The 24102-nt window shown below is 67.5% G+C and carries 23 protein-coding genes, 1 pseudogene and 1 riboswitch; of the genes and pseudogenes, 13 read left to right on the forward strand and 11 right to left on the reverse strand.

Annotated elements, in window-relative coordinates:
• Positions 1-27: 27 nt before the first annotated feature.
• The 9 genes and pseudogenes from FJ694_RS02995 to FJ694_RS03035 all read right to left on the reverse strand — a co-directional run.
• Positions 28-600: a DUF305 domain-containing protein gene (locus tag FJ694_RS02995; protein ID WP_157264196.1), complete on the reverse strand. Its 573-nt coding sequence runs from the start codon at positions 598-600 to the stop codon at positions 28-30.
• 494 nt (positions 601-1094) lie between these two features.
• The gene (locus FJ694_RS03000; protein ID WP_157264198.1) at positions 1095-1442 is read right to left on the reverse strand and encodes a copper-binding protein; all 348 of its coding nucleotides are present in this window, start codon (positions 1440-1442) and stop codon (positions 1095-1097) included.
• A 15-nt stretch (positions 1443-1457) separates the two neighbouring features.
• Positions 1458-1913, reverse strand: a complete 456-nt coding sequence (locus tag FJ694_RS03005; RefSeq protein ID WP_157264200.1) for a DUF411 domain-containing protein — start codon at positions 1911-1913, stop codon at positions 1458-1460.
• Positions 1910-2422, reverse strand: coding sequence for a cupredoxin domain-containing protein (locus tag FJ694_RS03010; RefSeq protein WP_157264202.1), 513 nt, complete (start codon positions 2420-2422; stop codon positions 1910-1912). The genes FJ694_RS03005 and FJ694_RS03010 overlap by 4 nt, the downstream gene beginning before the upstream one ends.
• Positions 2423-2448: 26 nt before the next feature.
• The gene (locus tag FJ694_RS03015; RefSeq protein WP_157264204.1) at positions 2449-3852 is read right to left on the reverse strand and encodes a multicopper oxidase family protein; all 1404 of its coding nucleotides are present in this window, start codon (positions 3850-3852) and stop codon (positions 2449-2451) included.
• A gap of 32 nt (positions 3853-3884) precedes the next feature.
• A complete protein-coding gene (locus FJ694_RS03020; RefSeq protein WP_198320700.1) occupies positions 3885-5351 on the reverse strand; it encodes a TolC family protein in 1467 nt (488 codons plus the stop codon).
• Entirely contained in the window at positions 5348-5668 is a 321-nt protein-coding gene (locus FJ694_RS03025; protein WP_157264206.1) for a hypothetical protein, read from the reverse strand. Before FJ694_RS03025 ends, FJ694_RS03020 begins: the two co-directional genes overlap by 4 nt.
• 135 nt (positions 5669-5803) lie before the next feature.
• Complete coding sequence (locus tag FJ694_RS03030) at positions 5804-6202, reverse strand: hypothetical protein (protein ID WP_157264208.1); 399 nt, start codon at positions 6200-6202, stop codon at positions 5804-5806.
• 185 nt (positions 6203-6387) lie between these two features.
• A pseudogene (locus FJ694_RS03035) lies at positions 6388-7350 on the reverse strand (Tn3 family transposase); the annotation flags it as partial.
• Between the two features lie 683 nt (positions 7351-8033).
• Positions 8034-8121, forward strand: a riboswitch (glycine riboswitch).
• A gap of 199 nt (positions 8122-8320) precedes the next feature.
• Between FJ694_RS03035 and FJ694_RS03045 the strand changes: the two are divergent.
• Together FJ694_RS03045 and FJ694_RS03050 are read left to right on the forward strand one after the other, a co-directional pair.
• On the forward strand, positions 8321-8890 hold the full coding sequence (locus FJ694_RS03045) for a trimeric intracellular cation channel family protein (protein ID WP_232539878.1): 570 nt from the start codon (positions 8321-8323) through the stop codon (positions 8888-8890).
• Positions 8891-9163: 273 nt separating this feature from the next.
• Positions 9164-11569 (forward strand): penicillin-binding protein 1A, encoded by a 2406-nt coding sequence (locus tag FJ694_RS03050; protein ID WP_157264216.1) that lies wholly within the window; start codon positions 9164-9166, stop codon positions 11567-11569.
• A 30-nt stretch (positions 11570-11599) separates the two neighbouring features.
• On the opposite strand, the gene FJ694_RS03055 is transcribed toward FJ694_RS03050, so the two are convergent.
• Positions 11600-12409 carry an IclR family transcriptional regulator domain-containing protein gene (locus FJ694_RS03055; protein WP_157264218.1) on the reverse strand — a complete coding sequence of 270 codons (810 nt, stop codon included), beginning with the start codon at positions 12407-12409 and terminating at the stop codon, positions 11600-11602.
• A gap of 187 nt (positions 12410-12596) precedes the next feature.
• On the opposite strand from FJ694_RS03055, the gene FJ694_RS03060 reads away from it, so the two are divergent.
• The 5 genes from FJ694_RS03060 to FJ694_RS03080 all read left to right on the forward strand — a co-directional run bounded on the left by FJ694_RS03060 (position 12597) and on the right by FJ694_RS03080 (position 17345).
• On the forward strand, positions 12597-13298 hold the full coding sequence (locus FJ694_RS03060; RefSeq protein WP_157264220.1) for a 3-oxoacid CoA-transferase subunit A: 702 nt from the start codon (positions 12597-12599) through the stop codon (positions 13296-13298).
• Positions 13299-13315: 17 nt separating this feature from the next.
• Positions 13316-13990 (forward strand): 3-oxoacid CoA-transferase subunit B, encoded by a 675-nt coding sequence (locus FJ694_RS03065; RefSeq protein ID WP_157264222.1) that lies wholly within the window; start codon positions 13316-13318, stop codon positions 13988-13990.
• A gap of 24 nt (positions 13991-14014) precedes the next feature.
• On the forward strand, positions 14015-15220 hold the full coding sequence (pcaF, locus tag FJ694_RS03070) for a 3-oxoadipyl-CoA thiolase (protein WP_157264224.1): 1206 nt from the start codon (positions 14015-14017) through the stop codon (positions 15218-15220).
• On the forward strand, positions 15220-16056 hold the full coding sequence (gene pcaD, locus FJ694_RS03075; protein ID WP_157264226.1) for a 3-oxoadipate enol-lactonase: 837 nt from the start codon (positions 15220-15222) through the stop codon (positions 16054-16056). The genes pcaF and pcaD overlap by 1 nt, the downstream gene beginning before the upstream one ends.
• 74 nt (positions 16057-16130) lie before the next feature.
• Positions 16131-17345, forward strand: coding sequence for a benzoate/H(+) symporter BenE family transporter (locus tag FJ694_RS03080; protein WP_157264228.1), 1215 nt, complete (start codon positions 16131-16133; stop codon positions 17343-17345).
• On the opposite strand, the gene FJ694_RS03085 is transcribed toward FJ694_RS03080, so the two are convergent.
• Positions 17335-18279 (reverse strand): LysR family transcriptional regulator, encoded by a 945-nt coding sequence (locus FJ694_RS03085; protein WP_157264230.1) that lies wholly within the window; start codon positions 18277-18279, stop codon positions 17335-17337. The two genes, FJ694_RS03080 and FJ694_RS03085, sit on opposite strands and share 11 nt — an antisense overlap.
• Before the next feature lie 236 nt (positions 18280-18515).
• On the opposite strand from FJ694_RS03085, the gene FJ694_RS03090 reads away from it, so the two are divergent.
• The 6 genes from FJ694_RS03090 (at position 18516) to benC (ending at position 24096) form a co-directional block, all read left to right on the forward strand.
• Positions 18516-19643 carry a muconate/chloromuconate family cycloisomerase gene (locus FJ694_RS03090; RefSeq protein WP_157264232.1) on the forward strand — a complete coding sequence of 376 codons (1128 nt, stop codon included), beginning with the start codon at positions 18516-18518 and terminating at the stop codon, positions 19641-19643.
• Positions 19644-19699: 56 nt separating this feature from the next.
• Complete coding sequence (gene catC / locus FJ694_RS03095; protein ID WP_157264234.1) at positions 19700-19990, forward strand: muconolactone Delta-isomerase; 291 nt, start codon at positions 19700-19702, stop codon at positions 19988-19990.
• Positions 19991-20050: 60 nt separating this feature from the next.
• Positions 20051-20965: a catechol 1,2-dioxygenase gene (catA, locus tag FJ694_RS03100; RefSeq protein WP_157264236.1), complete on the forward strand. Its 915-nt coding sequence runs from the start codon at positions 20051-20053 to the stop codon at positions 20963-20965.
• Positions 20966-21102: 137 nt separating this feature from the next.
• The gene (gene benA / locus FJ694_RS03105) at positions 21103-22518 is read left to right on the forward strand and encodes a benzoate 1,2-dioxygenase large subunit (RefSeq protein ID WP_157264238.1); all 1416 of its coding nucleotides are present in this window, start codon (positions 21103-21105) and stop codon (positions 22516-22518) included.
• A gap of 14 nt (positions 22519-22532) precedes the next feature.
• Entirely contained in the window at positions 22533-23018 is a 486-nt protein-coding gene (gene benB / locus FJ694_RS03110; protein ID WP_198320701.1) for a benzoate 1,2-dioxygenase small subunit, read from the forward strand.
• Between the two features lie 67 nt (positions 23019-23085).
• Complete coding sequence (gene benC, locus FJ694_RS03115; protein WP_157264241.1) at positions 23086-24096, forward strand: benzoate 1,2-dioxygenase electron transfer component BenC; 1011 nt, start codon at positions 23086-23088, stop codon at positions 24094-24096.
• Positions 24097-24102 lie beyond the last annotated feature (6 nt).

Consider the following 24102-nt stretch of genomic DNA (forward strand, 5'->3'; position numbering starts at 1 on the left):
CGCTGCAAGGTGCGTCCGAGCTGTGTATCAGCCACCGGCGCCCGGCTCACCATCGCTGCCGGTGTGCCGGCCACGCAGCCCCTGCAGCGGCTGGTAGTCGCAGAACTTGAAGCGGTTGCATAGCATGTCGCGCATCTCGCTGATGCCGTTGATCTGCATGTGCTGGATACCGCTGCAATAGCGCTGCAGCGGGACATGCTTGACGTCCGCAGCCACCAGGCAGTCGGTGGCCATGGTCACGGCCATGTAGTGGTGCCGCGCCATGGTTTCCAGGAAGGTGTGGTCGAACTCGGCGCCGGCGGCCGTTCCTTCGAGCAACTGGATCTGCTGGCGTCCCATGTCGGTGAGCTGCGGCTCGTGGGTCTGGCCGTACCACGTCCTCAGGAACATCTGCGCCTTGCCAATCTCCTCGCGCTGCACGCGGTTCTCCTCGCGGGCCATGGAGCGGATGCTGCCCGAGAGGGCCCTGGCCGTCGTGGCCGCGGTGCCCGGCGTGGGCGAGGTGCCCTCGCCGTAGCGTCCCAGTTCAGGGTTGCGCGTCGTGTCGGTCCCGGCGGCAAGCTCGGACATGCGCAGCGCCGAGTAGTGGTGGTCAATCATCGACTTCAGGAAATCAACCTCGAATGTGGCCGTGAGGCCGCGGCCAGGCCCACTTTCCTGGGCCTGGACGGCAGGAAACGGCAGAGCCAGCGCCAAAGCGGCAGCGGCCACGCCAGCACGCGACACGAGCGAGGAAACCATTGAAGGAGGTTGCATGGATCGGACCTTTCGACAAAGCCACACAGGCACGCCGCCAGCAATGCGGCAGTGCACACAGGCCTGATCCGCCTCCCCGGCCGCTATTGCAGCGGTGGTCCATGCATGCACATGGCTCTGCCCAGACCAGGCGCCGGTCATCCGGCACGCTGGCGTGGCAACGCGTGTTCCCCATCGGCGGCGCATTCGCGAGTGCAGCCTTCCTTGCCGCCTGAACCGGGCCCGGAGGGAACCCTCGTTGCCCAGGAGAACCGAGGACTCTCCGGGTGCTCGCCTGGTGCGAGCGAAAGGTGGGCCAGCGGACCCGGGCAGCTTGCACATCCCGGGGCCGGCCACGGTCACTGGGCCGGCTGCATCTCCGTGACGACAAAGGCGTCATCCTGCTTCTCGACGTGGAAGCGCACCTTGTCGCCCACCTTGACGGCGTCGAGCATCGCGGCGTCCTTGGCCTGGAACACCATGGTCATGCCCGGCATGTCCAGGTTCCTGATCTCGCCGTGCTTGAGGGTGACCTTGCCATTGGCCTTGTCGATGCGCCGCACTTCTCCATCGGTCAAGTTGGCGGCCGGTGCGGCCGACGCGGCCCCGGCGGGATGGTGCGCGGCGTGGTCGGCGTCGGACGTCTGGGCAGCCGCGGGCAGGATGCCGGCAGCGCCCAGTAGCGCGGCGAGGATGAGCTTCTTCATGGATGAGTCCCTTCTTCAGCGGTAGGTTTGGTAGGTGAGGGCCGTGCCGTCCTTGCGCAGCAGCAGCACGTCATAGGGGTCCTTCTGGCCGCCGTAATCCGGGCCGTCCATGCCGGGCGAGCCCACGGGCATGCCGGGCACGGCCAGTCCGATGGCGGCGGGGCGCTCCTTGAGCAGGCGCTGGATCTCGCGCGCGGGCACATGGCCCTCAAGCGCGTAGCCGCCTATGAGCGCCGTGTGGCAGGAGCCGTACTTGACGTCGATTCCCACACGGCTGCGCATGGCGTTGTTGCCGCTGTCATGCACCTTGGTACGAAAGCCGTTGGCTTCCAGGTGCGTGATCCAGTCCTTGCAGCAGCCGCAGGTCGGGCTCTTCCAGACCTCCACGAGCGGCGCGCCGGCGGCGTGTGCCAGTGGACCAACATGCAGCACGGCCAGCGCCAGCAGGAGGCGGCGTCGTTGCGTTTTCATCGTGCAGTGACCTCAATGAAGCCCACCATGCCTGACTGGTAATGGCCGGCAATGAGGCAGGCGAATTGAAAAGTGCCCGGGCGGTTGAAGGTCCAGACCACTTGGGCTTGCTTGCCCGGCACGACGTGCGCCATGTAGGGCTCGTCATGCTCCATGTCGGGAAACTTGACCATCAGCGCCGCGTGCTCGGCGTTGGCCTTCTCGTCGCCGATGACGAACTCGTGCATCAGCTGGCCGCGATTGCGGACGACGAAGCGCACGGTCTCGCCCTGGCGCACCTTGATGGCGCTGGGCGTGAATCGCATGTCGTCGCCCATGGCGACCTCGATGGTGCGGCGGGCGTCCCGGGCCTCGCCGGCGATGCCCCAGTCCTTTTGCTCCTTGCGCACGGGGCCGGTGGGCTTGGCGTGGTCCTGGTCGCCGTGCGCCTGCGCCGGGCTCCAGGCCAGGCCCGCGCACAAAGCCAGCGCCAGAGTGAGGCCGCCAAGGGTTCGGTGAGCTGCTTTCATGGGTCCTGCTTTCTGACTGGCAGTCGTCAATGGCCGCCGTGGCCGGTGGGCTTGCGCACCTGCACCTCGGTGGGGGCTGCAGCCTTGTCGGCGCGGGGCATCGCGCTGCGGCCGGCGTCGCTGGAGCGCGCGGGCTCGGCAAGCGCGCCGGTCCATTCGTAGGCCACGGTGCCTGCGGGGTGCTTGAACCAGCCCGGGTCCGAGTAGTCGCCGGGCTTCTGATCGCGGCGCACTTTGATGACGCTGAACATGCCGCCCATCTCGACCGAGCCGAAGGGACCTTCGCCGGTCATCATGGGCACGGTGTTGTCGGGCAGCGGCATGGTCATCTCGGACATGTCAGCCATGCCGCGCTCGCCCATGACCATGTAGTCGGGGATGAGCTTGCTGATCTTGCCGGCCACACCGCTGTGGTCCACGCCGATCATCGTGGGCACGTTGTGGCCCATGGCGTTCATCGTGTGGTGGCTCTTGTGGCAGTGGAAGGCCCAGTCGCCCTCCTCGTCGGCGATGAACTCCAGCTGCCGCATCTGGCCCACGCCGATGTCGGTCGTCACCTCCTGCCAGCGCGTGCTGCGCGGCGTGGGGCCGCCGTCCGTGCCGGTGATGGCGAACTCGTGCCCGTGGATGTGCATCGGGTGGTTCGTCATCGTGAGGTTGCCGATGCGCAGCCGCACGCGGTCGTTCCTGCGGACGTTGAGCGAGTCGATGCCGGGGAAGACGCGGCTGTTGAACGTCCACAGGTTGAAGTCCAGCATCGTCATGATCCGCGGCGTGTAGCTGCCGGGGTCGATGTCGTAGGCGGAGAGCAGGAAGCAGAAGTCCCGGTCCACCTCGTCGATGAGCGGGTGCCTGGCCTTGGGATGCGTGACCCAGAAGCCCATCATGCCCATGGCCATCTGCGTCATCTCGTCGGCGTGGGGGTGGTACATGAAGGTGCCGGGCCGGCGCGCCACGAACTCGTAGACGAAGGTCTTGCCCGGCGGGATGCCGGGCTGCGTCAGGCCCGTGACGCCGTCCATGCCGTTGGGCAGGCGCTGGCCGTGCCAGTGCACGCTCGTGTGCTCGGGCAGCTTGTTGGTCACGAAGATGCGCACCCGGTCGCCCTCGACCACCTCGATGGTCGGCCCGGGCGACTGGCCGTTGTAGCCCCACAGGTGCGCCTTGAAGCCTGGTGCCATCTCGCGCACCACGGGCTCGGCCACCAGGTGGAACTCCTTGACGCCGCCATTCATGCGCCAGGGCAAGGTCCAGCCGTTGAGCGTGACCACGGGGTTGTAGGGCCGGCCCGTGTTGGGTACCAGCGGCGGCATGGTGTCGGGCTTGGTCTGCAGCACTGGCTCGGGCAATGCGGCCATGGCCACCTGGCTTACCGAGGCGGCGGCCACGGCCGCGGACCCGGCAAGGAAGCGACGTCGATTCGTCGTCATGAGAGAGCTCCAAAAAGTGTCGTGCGCGGTGGTCAGTGGCCACCGGCGCTGCCGCCGCTACTGGCGGCCGGCGCGGCTTGCAAGGAAATGCCCGAGGCAGCCGGGCGCCCGATGAGCGCTGCCTGCAGCGCCGCGTCGGCGAGCCAGAAGTCGCGCTGGGTGTTGAGGGCCTGGGCGACGCTGGCGACCTGGTCTCGCGCGTCGGCCAGCAGCTCGAACACGCCGATGAGCATCCCGTTGTAGCGAAGCAGGTTCTCGTCGGAGATGGTCTTGCGCAGCGGCACGATCTCGTCGCGCCAGTGGCGCGCGAGGTCGTAGGCGGTGCGATAGGCGCCGTAGTTCTCGCGCACCTGCGAGGCGGCGTCCACGGCCAGCTGCTGCGTGCGATTGACGGCAGCCATGTAGCGCGCCCGGGCGGCACCTCGCACCGCGTCGCCGGCGTCGAAGATGGGCAGCGGCAGGGTCAGCTCGAAGCCGCGCTGGTGTGGCTCACCCGTCTCGCTGTTGCGCATGATGCCCAGCTCCACGTGGTTGAACACGCTGGTGGCCGTGGTGAGGCCTTGCGCCCGGGCCGAGGCCTCCAGCTCCGAGCTGGCCTGGCGCATGTCCAGGCGCTGGTCGAGCGCGGCCTTCAGCACGCTTTGCTCTTCGCGCGGTGCGGCCGGCAGGTCCGGCAGCCGCTCGGGCAGCTTCAGCGCCTGGGCCTGGGCCTCGTTGAGCCCCAGCGCGCGCACGAGCGCCTCGCGGCTGGATTGGGCCTCCTGGCGCGCGCGGGCCAGCTGCGCCACCGCTTCTGCACTGAAGACCTGCTCACGGGCACGCTGCAGGCGATTGAAGTTGCCGGCCGACTGCATGCGACGCGCGAGCTCCGCCCCCGCGTCGGCCGCCTCCTTGACCTGCTCGAAGTAGACCTGTGTCTGGGCGGCGGCCACCGCGCGCACCCAGGCCTGGCGCGCCTGCGTCGCCGACTGGACGACGTCGCCCGCCATGCGCAGGCGGATCTGCTGCTGTTGAGCCGTGGCGATGCGCGAGCGTGCCGGCAGCAGCAGCACGTCCAGCAACGAGAAGCTCAGCGCACGGCCGATTTCCAGCTCCCGATGGTCGCCACTGCCGCGCACGGCGCGCTCGAAGGCGAAGACCGGGTTGGGCAGCCGGGCCGACTGCGTGACGCTCAGCGACGAGGCCGCGGACTCGGAGAGCAGCGTCTGCAGCGCCGGGCTGTAGGCCAGCGCAATGCGCACCGCGTCGTCACCCGACAGCGGCTGCTGTAGCAGGCGATCGACCTCGGCACGAGCCTCCTGGCGTGCTTCCTCGGAGTCGAGCCACTTGAGCTGCGTGCCCAGCTGCTGGCTGGCGACCTCCTGGGCCGCGCCCAGGTTCTGCTGGACGGCGGTGCTGGAGCAGCCGCCGAGGGTAAGCATCGCCAGCACGGCGGCGGCCAGGCGCTTGCGCGGCCAGGCGCGCAAGCTGTCGTTGTTCTGAGCGGATCGCGTCGTCATGGCCTGGCCGGAGCGTGATGGTTCGAATGAGCGCCGCTTGTGGAGGCGGCAGCGGGTGCGCTGGTGCCGGCAGCAGTGGGTTGGGCGTCGCCGGACTGCGCCTCGCGCGCATAGGCTCTCCAGCCGCCGATGCGACCGACGGTGTCGTTGGTTTCGCGCCAGGAGCGCACCGGCTCGTCAGCGAAGGGGCGGTAGCCCTCGAAGGCGGAGCGGTAGACGGATTGCGGCGCCGCGGGCGTGGCGCTGCCTTGTGCCACGGCGAGCGCCGGGGCAAGGATGAGCACCGCCAGTGTGGCGGTGCGGGTGATCGATTTCATGGAACTGCTCGCTACAGCGAGGCCCGGTACCGGCTGCGCCAAGGCGGCCGGCAGGGCGAGTGACGTGATCGACGGCGGGCCATGAGCGACGCACCTCCGTGAGGAGGCCGAACACTTACCCGCGCCGGGGGCGCGTCAGACGAGCAGGAATCGGGGTGGACGGTCCGGGCCGTCCGTCAGGAAAGCAGCAGGACTGGGGAGAAAGGCAGGCGGAGGCCCAACAGCCTCGATGGCCGCCTCGAAGCTCATTGCCGTGGCGGGCAGGGCAGCCGTGACACAACAGGCCGCGCAAGCGCTGCACGCATGCTGGGCGTTCTTGTAAAGGTCCTGGGTGGCGGAGCTGGCCTCGTCGTGCGAGAGGGCCGCACCATCGTCGTGGTGATGTGAGGCGTGGTCGTGCACCACGTGGGCCATCACTGCCGCCATGCGCTCATGGCCCGGACCGCACACGCGCAGCGTGGCCGCGACGCTGCCCTGCAGGGGTAGCGCGACGGCAAGCAGCCACATCATCGCGATCCGGAACACACGCCACATGACGGTAGTTTAGTTGCCCGATGTCAAGCGCACAGGGCTGTCAGGTGCCTACAGCACCGTAGTGTGAACCTTCCCTCCGTGGCAAGGTCAAGAGGGTTCCGGATGCAAAAAAAGGGGTTACAACTCCCCAGGCCTGTCGCTTTTCATTGGCGCAGACTGGCGTCTGCACGGCGGAGGCCTTGGGATCAGCCTGCTTGCAGACTGGAGAATCGTTCACCTCGTGCCTGGATCAAGGACTCGACGTACCGCTCCACGCCAAAGCGCATCGTCCCGCGGAAGTTGATGTGCCCGAAGTGCGCCGGCCCGATGCGCCGCAGCCAGTCGTCTTCGATGCGCATGCCACTGCCGCGCAGCGCGAAGACCACGTCGTGCATCTTGCTGGTATTCGAGGCAAGGACCAGGTTAGCCAGCAAGGCGTGCGAGCCGGAGATCGTCTGCATTTCGTCTTGCCGCCCACCGCGCTCAGTGGCCACCCGGCCGTTGTAGATGGCGCGCTGGAGTTGGTGGACGGATTCACTACGGTCCAGCAGCGTGTGAATTTTGCGCCGGAAGTCGTCCACGGCCATGTAGTCCGACAGGTAGATCGTGCGAAGCAACCGTCCCAGGTGGTCGGCTGCGCGGTGCACGGGATCACCGCGTGCGGCGGGCCCGAGGCGCTGCAGTGCCAGGGCGGCCGACACCCGGACGGTACGGATGGAGGCCGCCAGCCGTAGCAACTCGTCCCAGCCGCGCTCGATGGCGCACAGCGAAATGCGCTGGTCAACGACGCTTTCAAGCTCGTCGGGAATCGAAAACGGTTGAGGTAGAAACAGGTTTCGCTCAGTCAGGTTACGCAGGCACGGGCACGAATCGAACCCCAGCAGTTTCGCGAGCCCCATGGCCCCCGAAGTGTGGCTATGCGAGTCCACACACAGCAGGCTCAGGCGGATGCGGCCCTCGGCGCGGTTGAACTGCTCGACGTCTTCGATGGCCACGCCAGCCTGGCGCTCGTTGAGCACGATGGGCTGGTCGTAGACAATGCCTCAGCGGTCGCGCAGGTGGGTGTAGATGCCCGCGGCGTAGGTGCGCCGGCGTGGATCAACACGCGCGTTCCATAGCTGCCGTGAGGCGTCCAGGGCCATCATGTCTGTTGGCGCCGAGGCAGAAGTGAGCCGTTTTCTGTCAAATTGGCGACGACAGCTGAGCCTGACAGGTCATGCACATCGTTGATTCCGCAAGCTATTTCAAGATCCAGGACGGCGCAGTACCCCTTCGGCACGGCGGCTCATTCTGGCTTCGGCGTCAACTCTCGTGCGAGTAGGCCCGGGCGTCGATCCTCTTCTTGCAGCGCATGCCTCAGTCTATGAGGCTTTACTTGTGACCAGCTTGGTAAATTGGCTGATCTGCTGGGTCCGTTGTGATCGAGCAAACGCGGCTTTCAAAGGGAAGGTGATGGTTGAGAGACCTGCAATTCACCAAGTAGGAAGTCCGCATCGCCCGTGTACTGCGGTCACCGAGCAAGGAGTCCCCGACGCGTCAGCAGGCCGAGCCGCGGCTGCTGAAGTCTGCAGCGCTGGTGAGCGACACGCCCAGCCCAAACGTTGCCGAGCACGCCACCCAGTGATGCGCCATCAACCAGACCAAGCAGCGGGTACCGTTGAGCCCGCGCTCACAAAATTTCATGCCAGGCGCGCAGCGCCATCGGCACGGGCTATTCGCTTGCGCGGAGATCCCGCGCGGTTGGTTGGTGTCTTGATCGGCCATTCATGAAGGCCCTGGCGACACGCCCGTGGGAATTGCTGCTGTCCAGGGCATACGGTTGACGAGAAGCATTCGCCACATCGATAATCGGCTTTGTTCTGCGGGAGAGAGGGGCCTTCGCCTCCGCCGAAGGCGCAAGCTCCCATAATCGCTCAGGCACACCAAACCGCAGAAGCAATTCGCCAACTGGAGAGAGGCCACGACACGCTCTTGAAGCGTCGGCCCACCGAAGGGGCAGGCTGTCTGCGATAGCCCAAACTCTCAGGTAAAAGGACAGAGGGAGAGGCGCCTCGATGCTCGGACCAAGCCGAGCGTCGCTTTTAGCCGTCCCGAGTTTTGCTGACTTTCATTTACGTTGTCGCCATTGCGGCGGAGGCGATGTCTGGCGCGCTTGCAGCCGGGCGTCGCAACATGGACATCTTTGGCGTTGCCGTGGTCGCCTTCGTCACCGCGCTGGGCGGCGGCACTATCCGCGACCTGATCCTTGGCCACTTCCCCGTCGGCTGGACGCAGCACCCCGAATACATCGGCCTGGTCGTCTGCGCCGGACTGGCGACCATTGTGGTGGCGCCATATATGGTCCGTCTGAAGCGCTTCTTCCTCGCGCTGGACGCCATGGGCCTAATTGCCTTTTCGCTCATCGGCTGCAGCGTTGCCATGGAGATGGGCTATACCGCCCCCGTGATAATCATGTCCGGCATGATCACCGGCATCTGTGGCGGAGTCGCCCGTGATGTGCTGTGCAATCAAATACCCGTGGTGTTCAGACGCGAACTCTATGCCGTCGTCTCGCTCGCCACATGTGTCCTGTTTATCGGCCTGAGCACGCTTGGGGTTGCCTGCGACCTGAACACGGCCATCAGCTTCGCCGCCGGTTTGGCACTTCGCCTTCTGGCCATCTGGCGCGGCTGGCAACTGCCGGTTTTCTCGTATCGGCAGAGCTGGTAACAAGGCAGGCTGACGGTCGAGCTGCTGCAAACGACATTCGCTCCGTCCCAAGATTCACTGCCATGTTCATGGGACGTCACGGATGTAGATGCGCCGTCGACGAAATCCGCCTAGGTGGGCGGCTGCTCCCTTCGGGCTCCAGCGCTGAGGCGATCGGCGATCCCACCCATGCCATTGGAGGAGTGCCGGTGAAGGCCAAAGTCGTTGCAGAGATCCCTGCAAGCCATGTTTTACGCAATGAGGTGCAGTCGCCAACTGCCAGGAACTGAAGGTATGAGCCAGAAAACCGTGCCGGGCCTGATATCACGCCTCCGCCCTGGCGTCAGACTCGTCCTCGGCTTGGGCCTGGGATTGTGTCTCGGGGGCACAGTCGGCGCGGCTTATGGCGTCTACCAGCTGTGGCGGGTGCTGCCCGACGTCAACCATTTGGCGGACTACGAGCCCATGCTGCCGATGCGTGTCTACGCCAGGGACGGCAGCTTGCTCGCGGAATACGGGGAGGAGCGGCGCGAAGTTGTGCCGATCGACCGCATGCCGCTCAAGCTCCGGCAAGCCCTGCTGGCGATCGAGGATTCGGACTACTACACGCATGGTGCCGTCGACTTGACGGGGCTGGTGCGTGCGGCTGTCAGCAACTTTGCCGCCGGCCACCATGCCCAGGGCGGCAGCACCATCACCATGCAGGTCGCGCGTGTCTTCTTCTTGAGCCGTGAGAAAACGTACCATCGCAAGATGATGGAGATCCTGCTGGCCTACAAGCTCGAGTCCGTCTATAGCAAGGACAAGATTCTTGAGCTGTACATGAACCAGGTCTATCTGGGAGAGCGGGCCTATGGTTTTGCTGCTGCCGCATCCGTCTATTTCGCCAAGACGCTCGACGAGCTGACGGTGGCCGAGGCGGCAATGCTGGCCGGACTGCCGAAGGCGCCTTCCGCCTACAACCCGGTTGTCAACCGAGACCGTGCAATCACCCGCCAGCAACATATCCTCAGACGCATGAGGGAGCTTGGGCATATCGACGAGCAGGCATACCAGCAGGCGCGCGCCGAGAAGCTGGCACTGCGGAAACAGCACAGATCGATGGACCCTGCTGCTGCCTATGCCGTCGAGCAGGCGCGAAAGCTGGTCGTCGACCGGTATGGTGACGATGCCTATGCGCTCGGCCTGGATGTGGTAACAACCATCAGTGTGGGTGAGCAGCATGCTGCAACCCGCGCCCTGCGCACCGGCTTGGTCAATGCGCAAGGCATGCAACCCTATGGGGGCCCGGAAGGGCGCGTGGAGCAAGTTCCCGCCATTGGCGATCGCTTGGGAATCCGGGCAGCGCTCGCATCCCACCGTGACAGCGGAGACCTGCGTGCGGCCATCGTGCTGCAGGCGTCCGCTTCCACCGGCATCACGGCGGCATTGCGTGACGGCACTTCAGTCTTTATCCCGTCCAAGAAGCTGGGACGCAGCGCTATCGCAGCGCTCAGGCCCGAGACACCGGCTCGAAACCGCATTACGCCAGGGTCCGTGATCCGCGCCACGCACGACGACGTCAAAGGGTGGAGCTTGAGCCAACTGCCGCAGATGGAAGGCGCACTGGTTTCCGTGGACGTGCATTCTGGCGAGATCCTGGCGCTTGCAGGAGGCTTCGACTTTGCTCTCAACGAATTCAACCATGCAGTTCAAGCGATCCGGCAGCCGGGCTCGACTTTCAAGCCATTCGTCTATTCCGCCGCGCTTGAGAAGGGTTACTTTCCGGGCACGCTTATCGACGACACCCAGCGCCTGGTCACCCCACAGGCCCGCGGCCGCAAGGCATGGAGTCCCCGCAACTACGGCGACAACTACGAAGGCTTCATTTCTGCAAGGCGGGGTTTGACCCGTTCCAAGAACGTGGTCGCCGTCAACCTGATGCAGGCGGCTGGCATGGACTACGTGCAGCAGTTCTCCACTCGTTTCGGATTCATTTCGGAGCTCAATCCGCCGATCCTGCCGCTCGCACTCGGGGCGGGTGCGGTCACCCCTCTACAGCTCACGCAGGCTTATGCCGTGTTCGCCAACGGCGGCGATCGCATCGAGCCTCGCCTGATCAACAAGGTCAGCCAGCGCAGTGGCAGTGTGCTGTACGAGGCCGCAACCGAAGCTCGGCGATCACGGGTGATATCGAAACGCAACGCCTACGTCATGGATAGCATGCTGCGTGACGTGGTGCGCGATGGGACCGGACGGCGCGCCGCGGTGCTCAATCGCAGTGATCTGGCGGGCAAGACAGGAACATCCAACGATGCCCGGGATGTCTGGTTTGCTGGCTACTCGTCCGGGGTTGCTACGGTTGTCTGGATGGGGTATGCCCAACCCCGCAGCCTGGGCCGGGCCACCGGCGGCACGCTGGCATTGCCGGTATGGACAGACTATATGAGCCATGCCATTGCAAACCGGACGGAATCGCAGCGCGTGCTTCCGTCGGACCTCGTTCTGCTCGATGGCGACTATGTCTACCGCGAATACTTGGGCGGGAGTTGCGTCAACGACCGCAATGCGTTTATCCAAAGTTCGTTGGAGTGCTTGGCTGACGGAGAAACCCGGGAAGCAAGCGACCGATCAGCAAGGCATACTGACTCCGAACCGCAACGGGTATCTACCATCCAGTGGCGCCGCGCCGTATCGCACGGCCAGCCTTTGTACTCTTAAACAACGGTCAGCGATGCAACCGCATTCTTTTTAGCTGGGGAGCATTGCGCTGATGCGCTCGGCCATCGACTGCAGCGCGGGCAGGCAGCGTCTCTGCATCTCCGCGGATGACTGTTGATGGGGCCGGCTGCTGACGTTGATCGCGGCCACTGCCCGGCCGGCACGGTCGCGGATCGGCACGGCCATCGACATCAGCCCCAATTCCAGCTCCTCGTTCACCAGCGCCCAGCCCTGGCGCCGCACCTGTACCAGGGTGCGCAGCAGCTTCTCGGGGTCGGTGACGGTCTTGGGCGTGAGGGGCTCCAGCGCCATCGCCAGCACGCGGCGCTCGCGCTCGTCCTCGTGGAGGTGGGCCAGCAGCACGCGGCCCATCGAGGTGCAGTGCGCTGGTAGCCGCGAGCCCACGCCCAGGTTGATCGACATGATCTTGTGCACGGGCACGCGCAGCACGTAGACGATCTGCTCGCCGTCTAGCACGGCCGCCGAGGTGGACTCCTTGAGCTGCTGCGTCAGCTCCTCCATCAGCGGCTGCGCCAAGTGCCACCAGGGCTGCGCGCTGAGGTAGGCGAAGCCCAGCTCCATCACCTTGGGCGTGAGGCGGAACTGGCGAGCGTCCTGCTCGACGTAGCCCAGCGTCTGCAGCGTCAGCAGGATGCGGCGTGCGCCGGCCCGCGTGAGGCCCACGCGCTCCGCTGCTTCCGAGAGCGTCTGCGCCGGTACCCCGGCGCCGAAGCTGCGCAGCACCTCCAGCCCCCGCGCGAAGGACTGCACGTAGCTGTCGCTGGGCTTGAGATCCTCGCTCCCTTCTTCGGCGCCGGACGCCGCCTTGCGCGTGGCCATGGTGGTTCTCCTCGTCGGTTCACGGGCTCACGGGCGATGCGGCCATGCCTTGACAGGCAAGGCTCCAGGGCCGTAGCCTTCGCGCCGTGTGTTCGACTAACGAATATATGTTCGCTATTAGAACACCTTGAAAGCCGGAGGTCAAGCCGACGGCTGTACTTCCGTCTTCTACCTTTCGAGCACTCCCATGATCGACAAGATCGTTTCCTCCGCCGCGGCCGCGCTGGCCGACGTGCGCGACGGCGCCACCGTCATGGTCGGCGGCTTCGGCACCGCCGGGCAACCCAACGAGCTCATCGACGCGCTCATCGACACCGGCGCACGCGACCTCGTCATCGTCAACAACAACGCCGGCAACGGCGACGCGGGGCTGGCGCGGCTGCTGGCGCTCAGGCGGGTGCGCAGGATCATCTGCTCCTTCCCGCGCCAGGCCGACAGCCACCATTTCGACGCGCTCTACCGCGCCGGCGAAGTCGAGCTGGAGTTGGTGCCGCAGGGCAACCTGGCCGAGCGCATCCGCGCCGCGGGGGCGGGCATTGGCGGCTTCTTCACGCCCACGGGCTACGGCACCGCGCTGGCCGAAGGCAAGGAGACGCGCGTGATCGACGGCCGCGGCTACGTGCTGGAGTCGCCCATCCATGCCGACTTCGCGCTCATCAAGGCGGAAAAGGGCGACCGCTGGGGCAACCTGAGCTACCGCATGACGGCGCGCAACTTCGGGCCCGTCATGGCCATGGCGGCCCGGACCACCGTCGCCACCGTGCACGAGGTCGTCGAGCTCGGCAGCCTCGACCCGGAGAGCGTCGTCACGCCGGGCCTGTTCGTGCAGCGCATCGTGCCCATCGACCGTGTCGCCACCACGGCCGGCGGCTTCAAGCGCGCGGCCTGAGCCACCAAGGAACCACCATGAGCCAACAAGCCTCTCCTGCCCTTGCCGCCATCTCCCGCTGGACGCGTGACGACATGGCCGCGCGCGTCGCACGCGACATCCCGGACGGCGCCGTCGTCAACCTCGGCATCGGGCTGCCCACCGCCGTGGCGAACCACCTCTCGGCAGACAGGGAAGTGGTGCTGCACTCCGAGAACGGCGTCATCGGTATGGGGCCCGCGCCCGCCGCCGGCGAGGAGGACTACGACCTCATCAACGCCGGCAAGCAGCCCGTGACGCTGCTGCCGGGCGGCTGCTTCTTCCACCATGCCGACAGCTTCGCGATGATGCGCGGCGGCCACCTCGACGTGTGCGTGCTGGGTGCATTCCAGGTTTCTGCCGGCGGTGACCTCGCCAACTGGCACACCGGCGCCGGCGACGCGATTCCTGCTGTCGGCGGCGCCATGGACCTGGCCATCGGCGCGAAGAAAACCTTCGTGATGATGGAGTACCTGACCAAGGGGGGGCAGGCCAAGCTGGTGAGCGAATGCAGCTACCCGCTCACGGGCCTGGGCTGCGTCAGCCGCCTCTACACCGACCTGGCGGTGATCGACCTGGCCGAGGGCGTTGCCACCGTGATCGACCTGGCACCCGGCCTGACCCTGCGCGACCTGCAGGCGCTCACGCCCGGCGTGACGCTCAAGCAGGCCTGACCCACCGCATTCCTGGAGACAAGCATGACCCGACACGCCTTCATCTGCGACGCGCTGCGCACGCCCTTCGGCCGCTACGGCGGCAGCCTCTCGTCCGTGCGCGCCGACGACCTGGGCGCCGTGCCGCTCAAGGCGCTGGCCGCGCGCCATCCCGACCTCGACTGGGAGGCCTTCACTGACGTGATCTACGGCTGCGCCAACCAGGCCGGCGAGGACAACCGCAACGTCGCGCGCATGTCGCTGCTGCTGGCCGGCCTGCCGCAGAGCCTGCCCGGCTCTACCCTCAACCGCCTGTGCGGCTCGGGCATGGATGCCATCGGTACCGCCGCGCGCGCCATCAAGGCTGGCGAGGCCGAGCTGATGCTCGCCGGCGGCGTGGAGAGCATGAGCCGCGCGCCCTTCGTGATGCCTAAGGCGACGAGTGCCTTCAGCCGCGACAACGCCGTGTACGACACGACCATCGGCTGGCGCTTCGTCAACCGGCTCATGAAGGAGCGCTACGGCGTGGACTCCATGCCCGAAACGGCGGAGAACGTCGCCACCGAGTTCGGTATCGGTCGCGAGGACCAGGACAAGATGGCGCTGGCCAGCCAGCTCAAGGCCGTGGCGGCGCAGGAAGCCGGCCTTCTGGACGCCGAGATCACGCCGGTGACGGTGCCGCAGAAGAAGGGCGAGGCACTGGTCGTCTCGAAGGACGAGCACCCACGCCAGACCAGCCTGGAGGCGCTGGCCAAGCTCAAGGGCGTGGTGCGCCCGGACGGCACCGTGACGGCGGGCAATGCCTCCGGCGTCAACGACGGCGCCTGCGCGCTGATCCTGGCTTCGGAAGAGGCCGCCGCCCGCCAGGGCCTGACGCCGCGGGCGCGCGTGGTGGGCATGGCCACGGCCGGCGTGGCGCCACGCATCATGGGCATCGGGCCGGCGCCGGCCACGCGCAAGGTGCTGGCGCTCACGGGCTTGAGCCTGGCGCAGATGGACGTGATCGAGCTCAACGAGGCCTTCGCGGCGCAGGGGCTGGCCGTGCTGCGCGATCTGGGCCTGCGCGACGACGATCCGCGCGTGAACCCGTGGGGCGGCGCCATCGCGCTGGGCCACCCGCTGGGCGCCAGCGGCGCGCGGCTGGTGACCACCGCCGTGAACCAGCTCCACAGCCGCGGCGGGCGCTACGCGCTGTGCACCATGTGCGTCGGCGTGGGCCAGGGCATTGCCGTGGTGCTGGAGCGGGTGTGATGGCCCAGGGCAAGAATGCCGTGGCGGGCTTCACGACCAGCGCGCCCCGCCTGCACTACGAATTGCGTGCCGCCGGCGATGGCGTGTCGTCGCAGTCGCCGCTCACCTTCGTGCTGGCCCACGCACTGGGTTGCGACCTGATGATGTGGGACGGGCTGGTCCCGCACCTGGCCCGGCATGGCCGCGTGCTGCGCTACGACCAGCGCGGCCATGGCGGCAGCGAGGCGCCTCCGGGGCCCTACACCATGGCCGAACTGGCCGACGACGCGGCGCGGCTGATCGACGAGGTCGTGGCCGGGCCGGTGGTCTGGGTCGGCCTGTCGATGGGCGGCATGGTCGGCCAGGAGCTGGCGCTGCGCTACCCGGACAAGGTGCGGGCGCTGGTGCTGGCCAACACCACGTCTGCGTATCCGCAGGAAGCCCAGGCCGGCTGGGCGCAGCGCATCGCCGGCATCGAGCGCGGGGGCCTGGAAGCCATCGTGGACGGCGCGCTGCAGCGCTGGTTCCACACGGGCTTCCACGCCGAGCATCCGGAGGTCGTGGCGCATTGGCGCGCGCGGGTGCTCCGCTGCGATGCGGCGGCCTACGTGGCGTGCTGCCAGGCGATCGCAGACATCGACACCACGGCGCGACTGCCGGGCATCGCGGTCCCCACGCTCGTCATCGCCGGCGCTCTGGACCAGGGCACGCCGCCGGAGATGGCGCAGACCATCGCCCGGGGCATTCCCGGCGCGCAGTTGAAAGTGCTGCCCCAGGCCTCGCACCTGAGCGTGCTGGAGCAGCCGCAGGCCTTCCGCGCCGCGCTGGACGACTGGCTGCGCCAGGCGCAGGCCTGAGCGCCGGCCCCGGCCGAACCCCATCAGCGCCCGCGCCACGCGGGCGTTTTGCTTCACGCCAACCACACCGCACCATGCTTCGACGCGACTGGTCCGTTCCCGCCGTCACGGCCGGCTTCCTGGCCGTGCTCATCTCCTACGCCGGCCCACTGCTGATCTTCTTCCAGGCGGCGCGGGCGGCCCACGTCACGCCGGACATGACGGCGTCCTGGGTCTGGGCCATCTCGATCGGCGCGGCCGTCTCCGGCATCGCACTGAGCTGGTGGCTCAAAGTGCCGGTCATCACCGCGTGGTCGGCCCCGGGCACGGCGCTGCTCATCACGCTGTTTCCGGCGCTGTCGCTGCCCGAGGCGGTGGGGGCGTACATCACGGCGGCGGGGCTGATCCTGGCCGTGGGCCTCACCGGCGGATTCGACTGGCTGATGCGGCGCATCCCCCGCGGCGTGTGCTGCGGGATGATGGCCGGCATCCTGTTCCAGTTCGGCGCTCGCGCCTTCAAGGCCGTGGAAGCGATGCCGCTGCCCACGCTGTGCATGGTGGGGGCCTACCTCGTGGCGCGGCGCTTCTGGCCGCGCTACCACCTGCTGATGGTGCTGGCGCTGGGCATCGCGCTCACCGCCGGCCTGGGCGGCGTGGACTGGAGCGCGCTGCGCCTGGAGCTGACACGGCCCGTGCTCATCACGCCCGCCTGGAGCTGGGCCTCGACGCTGAGCCTGGCCGTGCCGCTTGCCGTGGTGAGCCTGGCGGGCCAGTTCCTGCCGGGCATGGCCATCCTGCGCGGCGCTGGCTACGCGACGCCGGCCCGGCCGATACTGGTGGCCACGGGCGCGGCGTCGCTGCTCACGGCGCCGTTTGGCGGCATCACCACCGTGCTGGCCGCCATCACCGCGGCGTTGTGCACGGGGCGGGAGGCGCATGAAGACCCGGCCCGGCGCTACGTGGCCGGCATCGCCAACGGCGTCTTCTACCTCGTGGGCGGCTGCCTGGCCGGCACCATCATCGGCCTCTTCACCGTGCTGCCCCCGGCGTTCGTGGCGGTGCTGGCCGGGCTGGCGCTGATCGGCGCCATCACAGCCAACGTGCAGGGCGCTGTCAGTGACCCGGAGCACCGCGAGGCGGCCATCGTCACCTTCCTCGTCACGGCCAGCGGCATGAGCCTGTGGGGCCTGGGCGCCGCGTTCTGGGGCGTGGTGATCGGCGGCTGCGCCCATGCCGTGCTGGGCTGGAAACGGACGGCCCCCGCGCCGGCGCCCGCCGCCGAAGCGGCCAGCCGGGCCGTCAGCCGCTGACCCCGCCCTGGACCGCCGCCTCGGCGGCAGCGCGCCGGCGCGCCTCGGCCTGCTCCTGGTAGATGCGCTCGATGAGCGCGCGCAACAGCACGATGTCCTCGTTCTGGTCGTGCACCCGCGTGCTCATGATGATCGGCGACACCGCCTGCGCGTCGCTCAGCGGCCGGTACACCACCTCGTCTGGCCGCAGCCGGCTCACCCCCGTCGGCACCACGCAAATGCCCATGCCCGCGGCCACCAGCCCCAGCGCGGTCTGGATTTCCTGCACCTCGTGCACGGCGGCCGGCTGCATGCCCTGGTCGCGGAACAGCGCCAGCACCTGGTCGGCATAACTGGGCCGGGGTCTCTTGGGGTAAACCAGTATTTCCTGGTTCTCCAGCGCAGCCAGAACCAAGGGTTTATCCGGAATGGCAAGTGCATGCTCCTGGGGTATGGCAGCCACCAGGCGCTCCTCGCGCAGCAGCTCGCGCTTGATCGCCGGGTCGTCGAGCCGGATGCGCCCAAAGCCGACGTCGATGCGCCCGGCCTTGAGGGCCTCGATCTGGTCGATGGTGGACATCTCCTCCAACGCGATCTCGGTCTGCGGCCGCTCGGCACGGAAAAGGCGCACCAGGCGCGGCAGCGCACCGTACATCGTCGAGCCTACGAAGCCGATCACCAGCCGCCGCTCCATGCGCGCGACGCGCCGCGTGGCCCGTGCCGCCTGCGCCGCCTGCTCCAGCAGCCGCGTGGCGTGGCTGTAGAAGAAGCGGCCGGGCTCGGTCAGCTTCAGAGGCCGTGATCCGCGCTCGAACAGCGGCGTGCCCAGTTCCTCTTCCAAGTCCTGAATCTGGCGGCTCAGCGGCGGCTGCGAGATGTGCAGCCGCTCGGCCGCACGCGTGAAGCTTTGCTCGTCGGCGACGGCGACGAAGTAGCGCAGGTGGCGCAGTTCCATTGCATGCCTTTTAGGTATCGATTCAGTCTAAATGCGTCTTGGACTTGGAGCAAGGCGCTTCCTAAGATTCAACCCATCAAAGGCGCACCGCAACCGATTCACCGGGTTTCCAGGAAATACCGGGCGGGGTACCGCTGCGCCTAGAACCAGGGCCACAAACCCTTTTGGCATTTACCCGGCCATGGGCTCCGGCAATTCAAGCGGATTCCCTACCGGCCTTCAAAAGAGCTTTGCAGATGGACTCCAAACTGAAGATTCTCGCGGTCGAGACGCTGCTGGTGGACGTGCCCACGATCCGGCCGCACAAGCTCTCGGTGGCGACCATGAACCACCAGACGCTGGTGCTGGTGCGCATCGCGTCCAGCGACGGCATCGTGGGCTGGGGCGAGGGCACCACCATCGGCGGCCTGGCCTACGGCGAGGAAAGCCCGGAGAGCATCAAGACCAACATCGACACCTACATCGCGCCGATGCTGGTGGGCCAGGACCCGCGCGGCGTGGCGCGGCTGATGGCCAGCGTCAACGGCCGCATCCAGGGCAACCGCTTCGCCAAGTGCGCGCTGGAGACCGCCCTCTACGACAGCCAGGCCCAGCGCCTGGGCGTGCCGCTGAGCGAGCTCTTCGGCGGCCGCGTGCGCGACAGCATCCCCGTGGCCTGGACCCTGGCCAGCGGCGACACGCAGCGCGACATTGCCGAGGCCGAGCGCGTGCTGGAGCTGCGCCGCCACAACATCTTCAAGCTCAAGATCGGCCTGCGCTCGGTGAAGGACGACGTGGCGCACGTCGCGGCCATCAAGCGCGCCCTGGGCGACATGGCCAGCGTGCGCATCGATGCGAACCAGGCCTGGTCGGTGTCGCAGGCGCTCGAAGGCATGCAGATGCTGGCCGACGCGGGCATCGACATGGTCGAGCAGCCCATTGCCGCCGCCGACAAGCTGGGCCTGCAGCGCCTGACGCAGGCCAACATCATCCCGGTCATGGCCGACGAGGCGCTGCACGGTCCGCGCGACGCGTTTGAGGTCGCCCGCCTGGGCGCGGCCGACATCTTCGCCGTCAAGACCAACCAGTCCGGCGGCCTGCGCGGCGCCGCGCAGGTCGCGGCCATCGCCCAGGCCGCCAACATCGAGCTCTACGGCGGCACGATGCTCGAAGGCGCCGTGGGCACCATGGCCTCGGCGCAGCTCTTCAGCACCTTCGCCGAGCTGGCCTGGGGGACCGAGCTGTTTGGCCCGCTGCTGCTGACCGAGGAAATCCTGCGCGAGCCGCTGGCCTACCGCGATTTCTCGCTGCAGATCCCCACGACGCCCGGACTGGGCATCGACATCGACGAGGACAAGGTCGCACGGCTGCGCCGCGGCCGCTGAGCTTCAACCCGGTTGCGGCAGCAACCACCTTCCAGAAACAACCGAGGAGACGAACCATGCTGTTCCAGGTCCAGATGGACGTGCGGCTGCCGCACGACCTGCCCGCCGAGAAGGCCGATGCGCTCAAGAAGACCGAGCGCGAGCGCGCGCAGCAGCTGCAGCGCGACGGCACCTGGCGCCACCTCTGGCGCGTGGCCGGCCGCTACGCCAACGTCAGCGTCTTCGACGTCGAGAGCGCCGACGAGCTGCACCAGGTGCTCTCGACGCTGCCCCTGTTCCCCTTCATGCAGATCGAGGTGACGGCGCTGTGCCGCCACCCCTCGTCGATCCACGACGACGATCGCTGACCCCGGCGGCTCACCCGCCCCACCGTTGACCTTCACACAGACCTCTTGAGGAGACATCTCATGGACACCAAGACCATCGACCAGCTGCTCGACCGCTTCGAGAAGACCGGCGTCGTCAGCGAGGGCAATGCCCGCATCAAGCTCGTCGTGCATCGCCTGGTGCGCGACCTGATGATCGCCATCGAGGAACTCGACATCACGCCCGAGGAGTTCTGGGCCGGCCTGAACTACCTGGGCGACGCGGGCCGCAACGGCGAGCTGGGCCTGATCGTGCCGGGCATCGGCCTGGAGCACTTCCTGGACCTGCGCATGGACGAGGCCGAGGCCCGCGCCGGCCTCAAGGGCGGCACGCCGCGCACCATCGAGGGCCCGCTGTACGTGGCCGGCGCCCCGGTGGCCCAAGGTGAAGCCCGCCTGGACGACGGCAACACGCCGGGCGAGCTGGTGGTGATGCAGGGCGTCGTGCGCGGCGACGACGGCCAGCCCCTGGCCGGCGCCAAGGTCGAGGTCTGGCATGCCAACAGCCTGGGAAACTACTCCTACTTCGACAAGAGCCAGAGCGACTTCAACCTGCGCCGCACCATCGTGACCGACGCGCAGGGCCGCTACAAGTTCCGCAGCGTCATGCCGGTGGGCTACAGCGTGCCGCCGGGTGGCGCGACCGACCGGCTGCTGCAGCAGCTCGGCCGCCACGGCCACCGCCCGGCGCACATCCACTTCTTCGTGACCGCCCCGGGCCACCGCAAGTTGACCACGCAGATCAACATCGAGAACGACCCGCACCTGTGGGACGACTTCGCCTTCGGCACGCGCGACGGCCTGGTGCCGCCGGTGCACACCAACACCGACCGCGCTGCGATGCAGGCCCTGGGCACGGACAAGCCGTTCTACGAGATCAGGTTCGACTTCACGCTGCACGCCGAAGCGCCCAGCGCCCCGGCCACGAACTTCAACCGTCCGCGCGCCGCCGCCTGACGCCCTGAGCCCGGCACCGCCGCCCGCGCGGTGCCCTCCATCCCCCAAGAAACCTTCTCCCCCCGGACACCGCCGCGTGACCGGGCCGGGCGAAGCCTTGCCCAACGACGCCCGCGTGACCGGGCATGGAGACAAGCATGAGCACTTCCGCATCCCTCGAAGGCGTCAAACAGCGCCTGTCCGGCCTGCTGGTCGAGGACGCCGACCGGCACGTCTACCGCCTGCACCGCAGCGCCTTCACCGACGAGGCCCTGTTCGACCTGGAGATGAAGCACATCTTCGAGGGCAACTGGATCTACCTGGCCCACGAGAGCCAGATCCCGAACCCGAACGACTACTTCACCACCTACATCGGCCGCCAGCCCATCGTCATCACGCGCAACAAGGCGGGAGAGCTCAACGCGATCATCAACGCCTGCTCGCACCGCGGCGCCACGCTGTGCCGCCACAAGAAGGGCAACAAGGCCAGCTTCACCTGCACCTTCCACGGCTGGACCTTCAGCAACGCCGGCAAGCTGCTCAAGGTCAAGGACGCCAGCGGCGCGGGCTACCCCGACACCTTCAACAAGGACGGCAGCCACGACCTGAAGAAGGTTGCGCGCTTCGAGAGCTACCGCGGCTTCCTGTTCGGCAGTCTCAACCCGGACGTGCCACCGCTCACCGAGTTCCTGGGCGAGTCCACGAAGATCATCGACATGATCGTTGACCAGTCGCCCGAAGGGCTGGAAGTGCTGCGTGGCTCCTCCACCTACACCTTCGACGGCAACTGGAAACTGCAGGCCGAGAACGGCGCCGACGGCTACCACGTCAGCTCCGTGCACTGGAACTACGCGGCCACCACCAACCAGCGCAAGCAGGCCGCCGCGGGCGACAACATCAAGGCCATGGACGCGGGCAGCTGGGCCAAGCAGGGCGGCGGCTTCTACTCCTTCGAGCACGGCCACATGCTGCTGTGGACCAAGTGGGCCAACCCCGAGGACCGGCCGGCCTACCCGATCCGCGACCAGCTCATCGAGCAGCACGGCCAGGCCAAGGCCGACTGGATGATCGGCCACTCGCGCAACCTGTGCCTGTATCCCAACGTCTACCTGATGGACCAGTTCAGCTCGCAGATCCGCGTGCTGCGGCCCATCGCCGTGGACAAGACCGAGGTCACCATCTACTGCATCGCGCCCAAGGGCGAGTCGGCCGAGGCACGCGCGCGGCGCATCCGCCAGTACGAGGACTTCTTCAACGCCACGGGCATGGCCACGCCCGACGACCTGGAGGAGTTCCGCGCCTGCCAGCAGGGCTACGCCGGCATCGCGCTGGAGTGGAACGACATGTGCCGCGGCGCGACGCAGTGGGTGCAGGGCCCCGACGCCGCCGCGAACGAAATCGGCCTGAACCCGCTGCTCTCGGGCGTAAAGACCGAGGACGAGGGCCTCTACACCGAGCAGCACCGCTACTGGCTGCAGGCCATGCGGCGTGCCGTCGAGATCGAAGAGTCGCGCCAGGCCGCCGGCGTCGAGCACGTCGTGTGCGGACACAACCACGCCTGCGACCACGCATGAAGGAGACAACGATCATGATGACCATCGAACAGGTGCAGTCCTTCCTGTACCGCGAGGCCCGGCTGTTGGACGACCGCCAGTGGGACGAGTGGCTGGCCTGCTACCACCCGGAAGTGGACTTCTGGATGCCGTCCTGGGACGACGACGACCAGCTCACCACCGACCCGCAGCGCGAGATCTCGCTGATCTACTACCCCAACAAGGGCGGGCTGGAGGACCGGGTCTTCCGCATCAAGACCGAGCGCTCGGCGGCGAGCATGCCCGAGCCGCGCACGGGCCACAACATCCACAACGTCGAGATCGTGTCGCAGCAGGGCGAGCAGCTTGAAGTGCGCTTCAACTGGCACACCCTGAGCTACCGCTACCAGACCGTGGACAGCTACTTCGGCACCAGCCACTACACGATCGACCTGAGCAGCGGCCAGCCGCTCATCCGGCGCAAGCGCGTGGTGCTGAAGAACGACTACATCCACCACGTCCTGGACGTCTATCACATCTGAGACAGCGGACCGGAAGAAGGGCCCGTGCCACGGGCTCTTTCCCGGGACCGCGCGCAGGAGACACACCATGCCCCACCAGATTGCCCTTCGCTTCGAGGACGGCGTCACCCGCTTCATCGAGGCCAACCCGACGGAAACCGTGGCCGACGCCGCCTACCGCCAGGGCGTCAACATCCCGCTCGACTGCCGCGACGGCGCCTGCGGTACCTGCAAGTGCCTGGCCGAGTCCGGCAAGTTCGAGATGGGCGACTACATCGAGGATGCGCTCAGCGAGGACGAGGCCGCCCAGGGCTACGTGCTGACGTGCCAGATGCGGGCCCAGGGCAACTGCGTGGTGCAGGTCCCCGCGTCTTCCGCGGTGTGCCGCACGCAGCAGGCCGCCATCGAGGCCGCCGTCAGCGAGGTGCGCCAGCTCTCGCCCAGCACGATCTCGCTCACGCTCAAGGACGAGTCGCTGAACAAGCTGGCCTTCTTGCCGGGCCAGTACGTCAACCTGCAGGTGCCGGGCACCGACCAGACCCGCGCCTACTCTTTCAGCTCGCTGGTGCGTGACGGGGGCGAGGTGTCGTTCCTGATCCGCAACGTGCCCGGCGGGCTCATGAGCGGCTTCCTCACGGGGCAGGCGAAGCCGGGCGAGCGCATGGCACTCACCGGCCCGCTGGGCACCTTCTACCTGCGCGACATCAAGCGCCCGCTGCTGCTGCTGGCCGGTGGCACGGGGCTGGCGCCCTTCACCGCGATGCTGGAGAAGATCGCCGCCGAAGGCAGCCCGCACCCGGTGCACCTGATCTACGGCGTGACGCATGACGCCGACCTGGTGGAGCTGGACAGGCTGGAGGCGTTTGCCGCGCGCATTCCCAACTTCACCTTTGCCGCCTGCGTGGCCAGCCCGGAGAGCGTCTGGCCGAAGAAAGGCTACGTCACGCACCACATCGAGCCGGCGCACCTTCACGACGGCGAAGTGGACATCTACCTGTGCGGCCCGCCGCCGATGGTCGAGGCGGTGAGCCAGTTCATCCGCGAATGCGGCGTCAAGCCGGCCAGCTTCCATTACGAGAAGTTTGCCGCTAGCGCCTGAGTTGTC

Source organism: Azohydromonas aeria, assembly GCF_009760915.1.
In the GTDB taxonomy this organism is placed as follows: Bacteria; Pseudomonadota; Gammaproteobacteria; order Burkholderiales; family Burkholderiaceae_C; genus Azohydromonas; species Azohydromonas aeria.